This window comes from Streptomyces sp. NPDC001970, from assembly GCF_053594115.1.
This window is the reverse complement of the sequence record NZ_JBSFDW010000027.1, coordinates 80310-86939: the sequence shown is the minus strand read 5'-3', so window position 1 is coordinate 86939 and position 6630 is coordinate 80310. Positions and strand designations below refer to the sequence as shown.

Here is a 6630-nt window from a genome sequence, read left to right as displayed (position 1 = left end):
CGGCCCCCCCCCCCTCAAAACAACACAACCGCCCCAACCCCTCCCCGCTCACGGGGCGGGGGTAGTCTGCCTCCAATGCGGTCACCCCCACTTCCGCCAGGACATCGGGCATTGCTCGAACCGGGGGAGAGCAGGAGTAATTGTCAATGCCTGTGTGTCGGTTGAGGTTGTTCAGGCTGCGTGAGCCTCGGGGCGTTCGACGAGGTGGCCGCGTTCGAAGCGGGATCCGGCCCGGACGAGGGCGACGAGGTGGGCCGCGCCGACGGCCCGCCCGACACTTCGAATCCAGGACAACCGCATGGCCGTCAATCGCGTTCAGAGTCAGGGCGGGCCGCTTCGAACGCCGCCCGGGGGAGCAACTCCTCAAGCGGTGGCAGAAGTACAACACCCAGATCGGGTTGGTCGTGCGCAGGTGAATCCAGTGCTCGGCCGGGAAGTCGTGGAACGCCAGCAGCTCCTCGACGTCGTCGGTGATCTTCTTCACCGCCTTGGGCGTGCCGTAGGCATGCTCGAAGGCGGTGACCGCCTTGAGCGCGTGCTCGCGGTCCTCGGCGTTGTAGATGTCCTGCAGGGCCTTGCGGGCACCTGGCTGGGCCGACTTCGGCAGGGCATTGACCACATGGGCCGTTTTGTGAACCCAGCACCTCTGGTGCCGGGCTTCGGGGAAGACCTCGGCCAGGGCCTTCCAGAAGCCGAGCGCGCCGTCGCCGACCGCGAGCACGGGCGCGCGCATGCCGCGGCGGGCGCAGTCCCGCAGCAGGTCGGCCCAGGACTCGGTGGACTCGCGGTAGCCGTCGGCCATCGCGATCAGCTCCTTGGTGCCGACCGCGCGCACGCCCATCAGCACCAGGACGCAGGACTTCGCCTCGGCCAGGCGAATACGCAGGTGGATGCCGTCGGCCCAGACGTAGACGTAGTCGGATCCGGCCAGGTCGCGCTCGCCGAATGCCTTGTGGTCGGCCTGCCACTGGGTGGTGAGGCGGGTGACGGTGGCCGGCGAGAGACCGGCCGAGCTGCCCAGGAACTGCTCCAGTGCGGGCACGAAGTCGCCGGAGGACAGTCCGTGCAGATAGAGCAGCGGCAGCACCTCGCTGATCTTCGGGGACTTCCGCGCCCAAGGTGGCAGGATCGCCGAGGAGAACCGCTTGCGCTCCCCGGTGGTCTCGTCGGTGCGTTTGTTGTTCACCCGCGGGGCCTTCACCTCCACAGCCCCGGCGGCCGTGGTCACCGACCGGGGCTGGTGATAGCCGTTGCGCACCACCAGACGACGGCCCTGGTCGTCCCGCTGATCAGCCAACTCGGCTATGTAGGCATTGACTTCGGCTTCCAGGGCGGCGGCGAGCATCCGCCTCGCCCCTTCACGGACAATCTCGTCGATCAGGGAGCCGTTCGGGGTGGTGCCGTCGGCATTGACTACGCTGAGCACGGGCATGCCTTCCCGACCCGCGCTGCGAACGCGGGCCTACTCGGTGACCATCACAGGATCAATCGGGAAGGTACGCCCCTTCGCGTTCAACCCGAGGTTGATCCACAGGTCTTGAGCATTGCTCAGGAACGGCCGCTGTGAAGAGTCTGGCTTGTGCAGGTCCCGCTGACGCCGCGCTGAGCGTGCTGTCCCACTTTCGTGTCGAGTTCTACGGCTGCCTTTACAGCCGTGCGGATGCGCTCTTCGAGTTGACCGACGCGGTGCTGTGTACGGACGGTCCGGTGACGTCGCTGGCCGAGCTGACGCTGACGGCCGAGCACCGGCGTGGGCACGGAGCGATGTACGACGTGGTCAACCACGGCTGGCTGGAGCCGCGCCGCCTGCGGCGGCTGCTTGCCTCCACCCCGCTTCCGAGGGCGGCCGACGGGCGAATCGTCCTCGCGGTCGATGTGAGCAACTGGCTGCGGCCCGACGCCCCCACCAGCCCGGACCGGCTCTTCTGCCACGTCTAACGTGCTGGCAAGGACACCGAAGGCCGAGATCAGAGCGCTGATGCGGTTAGTCACACGGACATCATCAACGACAACCTCGACCAGCGGGAGTGATCCAAACGAATTGGTCTAGGCGCCCCCGTAGGTGGCATGCCATGATCACGCCGTAAGGGGGACGAACCGTGGCTCTGTACATCGGCATACCGATCGGCTTGATTGCGCTGCCGGCCGCTCTCAGCGGAGTGGCCGCGCTCGGTTGGGGCTGGCTGCCGCCTTGGCAACGTCGACACATCGTCCGCCCAAACCTGGTCGGTTGGGCGGACTTGGCTATCGCTGCTGCGCTTGTCGTCCAGCTGCTAGGCGGGCTCCTGATCGAGAACGGAGGCATCCGCTCCGGGGTCGCTCTGTCCGGGGCCGTCGTGGTGCTCGTCAGCATCCTGCTGACTGTGCTGGCTCAGCGCCCGCCGGGAGGGAAGCCGCTGCCGTGACCAGTCCCTGAGCTTGGGTGGTTTCGTATGTGGGAACAGACACCGCTTGTCGATCGCCGAGCCGTGAAATGTCGATGAGAAACTGACAACGCTCGGTGGCCGAGTCGATGTCTTCCTCTGCTATTCGGTGATGTTGGGGTTGCTGTTCAGGATGTCCTCGGTGGTCTGCCAGAGCCGGGGCAGGAATCGGTTCACCTCTTCGACCCGGTGGATGAGGTCACGGGTGGAGCTGATGCCGAGATCGGTGATGGCCGCCTGGAAGGCTGGGGCGAGGGCTTCGTGCAGTTGGGGGGCGTCGGTGGCCAGGATGGTGTGGCAGCGGGCGAAGGTCGCGATGATCCAGAAGACCGCCTCGCGGTGGTCGCCTGAGTCGATGAGCCTTTAGCTTCCGTCAATCGCGATCCCAGACCTCGATCTGAAACACCATGTTAACGCATGGTGATCTTGTGCATCCATCGCCACTGCCAAGATCCGGGCGGGATCCACGAGAGATCCTGTCCCTATCAGAAAGGCGTCCAGTCGTGACACCCACGCGATGGCGCATCACCCTGGCCGGCCTCGTGGCCGGCCTTCTTCTCCCCCTCGGGCTCGCCGCGCCCCCCGCCGCAGCGGCAGGTGCCGACCAAGCCAGGGCGCAAGCCGTGGCGAAGAAGATCGACAAGAAAGTGAACGACCGTATCGCCAAGGGCGGCAAGGCGACCTTCTGGGTCTACCTCGACGAGAAGGCCAACCTGTCCGCAGCGGACAAACTGACCAAGAAGGCGGACAAGGCCGCCTACGTCCACCGGGCCAAGACCAAACACGCCAACCGGACCCAGGCGGGGCTGCGGCAACTGCTGACCCGGCGGGGCGCGGACTTCACCCCGTTCTGGCTGGCCAACACCATCAAGGTGACCGGTGACGCGGACCTGCTCGGCGAGATAGCGGCCCGTGCCGAGGTGTCCGAGATCGTCGCCGACCAGCCGATTCAGCTTCCGGACCTGCAGGCGGGCGTCGACGAACCCGCCGTGAACGGTGTGGAATGGAACATCGACCGGATCAACGCTCCGCGGGTGTGGAACGAACTCGGCGTACGGGGTGAGGGAATTGTCGTCGCCAACATCGACACCGGGGTGAACTACACCCACCCGGCCGTCGCGGCGAGCTACCGAGGCAGCAAGGCCGACGGCAGCCACGACCACAACTACAACTGGTTCGATCCGGCCGGCGTCTGCCCGAGCGCCGCGCCGTGCGACAACAGCGACCACGGCACCCACACCATGGGCACCATGGTGGGCCTGGACGGGACCAACGTCATCGGCGTTGCCCCGGGCGCAAAGTGGATCGCCGCCAAGGGCTGCGAGTCCGACTCCTGCTCCACGACCTCGCTGCTCGCCGCCGGGCAGTGGATCATGGCGCCGACCGACCTGAACGGCGCCAACCCACGGCCCGACCTCGCGCCGGACATCGTGAACAACTCGTGGGGCGCCAACGCGTACGACCCGTGGTACCAGGAGACCGTGGCGGCCTGGGTCGCCGCGGACATCTTCCCGGCCTTCGCCAACGGCAACAACGGACCCGCCTGCAACACCTCGGGCAGCCCCGGCACGTACTCGATCAGCTACAGCTCGGGCGCGTTCGGCGTGGACAACGCGATCGCCGGCTTCTCCAGCCGCGGCGCCGGCGAGAACGGCGACATCAAGCCGAACATCGCCGCGCCCGGTGTCGACATCCGCTCGTCCACCCGAGACGGCTACGCCTCGCTCAACGGCACGTCGATGGCCTCTCCGCACACGGCGGCGACGGTGGCCCTGATGTGGTCGGCCTCGCCGGCCATCCGAGGAGACATCGCCGCGACCCGGCAGATCCTGGATGACACCGCGATCGATGCGGACAACACCACGTGCGGTGGCACCGCCGAGGACAACAACGTCTTCGGCGAGGGCCGGCTCGACGCCTACGCCGCGGTGAACGCCGCTCCGCGCGGCGCGCTCGGCGCGCTCGATGGCAGGATCACCACCGGGGGCGACAGCATCGGCGGGGCGACGGTCACGGTGGACGGACCGCTCGACCGGACCCGCACGACGGCGGCGGACGGCTCGTACTCGTTCGACTCGCTGTTGGTCGGCGACTACACGATCACGGTCACCAAGTTCGGCTACCTGACCGCCACGGCGACCGCGACGGTCACCGAAGACCAGACGGCCGTCCGGGACATCGTCCTCGAGCAGGCGCCCTCGGTGACGCTGCGTGGCACGGTGACCACCTCGGAAGGCCCGGCGGCGGGGGCGAGCATCACGCTCGTAGGCACCCCGGTTTCCACGTTCGCCGACGGGCAGGGCCACTACACCGTGACCGTGCCGCAGGGCGAGTACGACGTGCGAGCGGCTCCCGCGTACCGGTGCGCCGACTCGGGCACCCGGCACGTCACGGTGACCGGCGACACCACGCTGGACATCATGCTGCCGGACCGTAACGACACCTTCGGGTACGCCTGCGGTGCGGCCGGCGCTGGCTACGTGCCCGGCACCGAGCCGCTCACCGACCTCGTCGGTGACGACGAGATCACGCCGATCGGGCTGCCGTTCAGCGTCCCGTTCTACGGCAGGTCCTTCCGGGACGCGTGGGTGAGCATCAACGGCGTGTTGGGCTTCGGCACCGGGTCGGACTCGTTCAGAAACAGCAGCCTGCCGACGAGCAGCGGTCCGAACCTGGCCCTGTACCCGTTCTGGGACGACCTCTTCGTCGACGCCGACTCGGGCATCTACACCGCGGTGGCCGGCGCCAAGCCGCACCGCACGTTCGTGGTGGAATGGCGCAACGTCCTGAGGGTCGACGAAGGCCCCGACCGGCGGCTCAGCTTCACCGCGGCGATCAGCGAGGACGGCTCGATCACCTACCGGTACAAGGACATCGACCCCACCGGCCCGGGGACGGGCACCTCCGCCACCATCGGTATGGAGAACGCGACCGGGACCGACGCGTTCCTGTACTCGTACAACAGCGCGGCGGTCAAAACCGGCTCGGCCATCGCGTTCCGCACCACCAAGACCGGCGTGGCATCGGGCGTCGTCACCGACGCCAACGACGGGCGGCCGGTGGACGGCGCGACGGTGACCGCGCAGTCCGGCGGCCGGACGTTCACCGGGACCACCGAGGGGGACGGCACGTACCTGCTCCAGATTCCGGTCGGCGACGTCGCGCTCGCCATCGGCAAGGAGCACTACGAAGGTGCCACCGCGGCGGTCACGCTCGCCGCGGGTGGTGTCGAGAACCGTTCGACAGCGCTGCGCACCGCGCGGGTCAGCACCACGACCACGGAGTTGACCATCACCGCCGGGCCCGACCAGACCCGTGCCCGCCCGATCGTCCTGAACAACACCGGCGTCCTCGGCACCGACATCGAGATCGCCGAGGTCAGCGCCTCCGGCCAGGCGGCCGACATCGGCTGGCTGGCGCTGTCCGGGACGACCGGCACGATGTCCAGCGGCGGTAAGCACACCGTCGGCCTGACGGTGAATACGGCCGGGCTGCCCAAGGGCTCGTCCCACCAGGCCAAGCTGCGGATCACCTCGGCCAGCGGCCGCAACCCGGTCCGGCTGATCCCGGTCACCCTCGTGGTGCCGAGCTACACGTTGGCGATCGACGCCGGCGGCCAGGCCGGCCACGCCGATGCCGAAGGTCAGAGGTGGGCGACGGACCGGGCGTACACTGCGGGCGGCTACGGCTACCTGGGCAACTCCAACCGGGTGTCGACCACCAAGCCGATCACGGGTACGCAGGACCCAGCCCGCTTCGCCCACGCGCAGCAGGGCATGAACGAGTACCGCGTCGACGGGCTGGCCGACGGTTACTACACCATCGAGTTGGACTTCGCCGAACTTCAGGCGAAAGCCCCGAACAAGCGGGTGTTCGACGTGGTGATCGAGGGCCAGGAGGTCTGCCCGTCCCTCGATGTCGCAAACGAGGTCGGCACCTTCGCCGCGCTGACCAAGACGTCCACCGTCCAGGTCACGGACGGCCAGCTCAACGTGCGGTTCGTGACGCACAAGGGCTTCGGGACGCCGATCGTCAACGCGCTGCGGGTGTCCGACCGACCGGACCTGGCGTCCTGACCGACGTCTTGTCCTGACCGGTTCCACCGCTCGCCCTGACCGGTTTCACCGGCGCTGGGCCCCGGCTCCGGCCACTCGTGGCCGGAGCCGGGCTCGGCTTCGAACCCGAACCCCTCCCGCCGCGCCGCAGT

3 protein-coding genes and 2 pseudogenes are annotated in these 6630 nt (G+C 68.2%); 4 read left to right on the top strand and 1 reads right to left on the bottom strand.

Features of this window, described 5'->3' with window-relative positions:
* Positions 1 to 171: 171 nt before the first annotated feature.
* Positions 172 to 1426, bottom strand: a pseudogene (locus ACWCP0_RS28390) (IS256 family transposase).
* A gap of 176 nt (positions 1427 to 1602) precedes the next feature.
* On the opposite strand from ACWCP0_RS28390, the pseudogene ACWCP0_RS28385 reads away from it, so the two are divergent.
* The 4 genes and pseudogenes from ACWCP0_RS28385 to ACWCP0_RS28370 all read left to right on the top strand — a co-directional run.
* Positions 1603 to 1935, top strand: a pseudogene (locus ACWCP0_RS28385) (transposase); the annotation flags it as partial.
* Between the two features lie 164 nt (positions 1936 to 2099).
* Complete coding sequence (locus tag ACWCP0_RS28380) at positions 2100 to 2405, top strand: hypothetical protein (protein ID WP_451081614.1); 306 nt, start codon at positions 2100 to 2102, stop codon at positions 2403 to 2405.
* 207 nt (positions 2406 to 2612) lie between these two features.
* A complete protein-coding gene (locus ACWCP0_RS28375; protein WP_451081613.1) occupies positions 2613 to 2774 on the top strand; it encodes a hypothetical protein in 162 nt (53 codons plus the stop codon).
* 152 nt (positions 2775 to 2926) lie between these two features.
* Positions 2927 to 6499, top strand: coding sequence for a S8 family serine peptidase (locus ACWCP0_RS28370; RefSeq protein ID WP_451081612.1), 3573 nt, complete (start codon positions 2927 to 2929; stop codon positions 6497 to 6499).
* Positions 6500 to 6630: the final 131 nt, after the last annotated feature.